This window comes from uncultured Dokdonia sp., from assembly GCF_947492815.1.
Classification (GTDB): Bacteria; Bacteroidota; Bacteroidia; order Flavobacteriales; family Flavobacteriaceae; genus Dokdonia.
Genome location: NZ_CANLOB010000103.1, coordinates 1 through 438, shown reverse-complemented (window position 1 = coordinate 438; position 438 = coordinate 1). Strand labels below are relative to the sequence as shown.

General features: G+C 38.8%; 1 pseudogene. It reads right to left on the bottom strand.

Going from position 1 to position 438, the window contains the following annotated elements:
• Positions 1–438: pseudogene (locus Q1A01_RS23710) on the bottom strand (non-ribosomal peptide synthetase); the annotation flags it as partial.

Genomic DNA, 438 nt, shown 5'->3' with positions numbered 1-438 from the left:
ATCTGTAACCCCTACTTGTTCTTGATTCAATAAATCTTGCCATATCGCAACCAAGGCTTCTTCTATAGCATTGCTTGGTGCAACATAAGCTCGTTCTTCTGTAACCGTAGGTTCTGGTAATAACTTCCTATCTATCTTACCATTGGAAGTCAATGGCATCTCTTCTAATACAACAAATACCTGAGGAATCATATAATCAGGTAATTGATCAGACATATATGACTTCATAGATGATTCTGAATAATCATCTCCTGTTACTATATATCCCACCAATCGCTTCACGCCCGAAGCATCCTCTCTAAATAATACCTCACTCTGTAAAATACCATCAAAGTTTTGTAGTACTCGACTAATCTCCTTCAACTCCACACGATACCCGCGTATCTTCACCTGATCATCAACACGTCCTAAAAATACTATCTGTCCTAGTGCATTGCG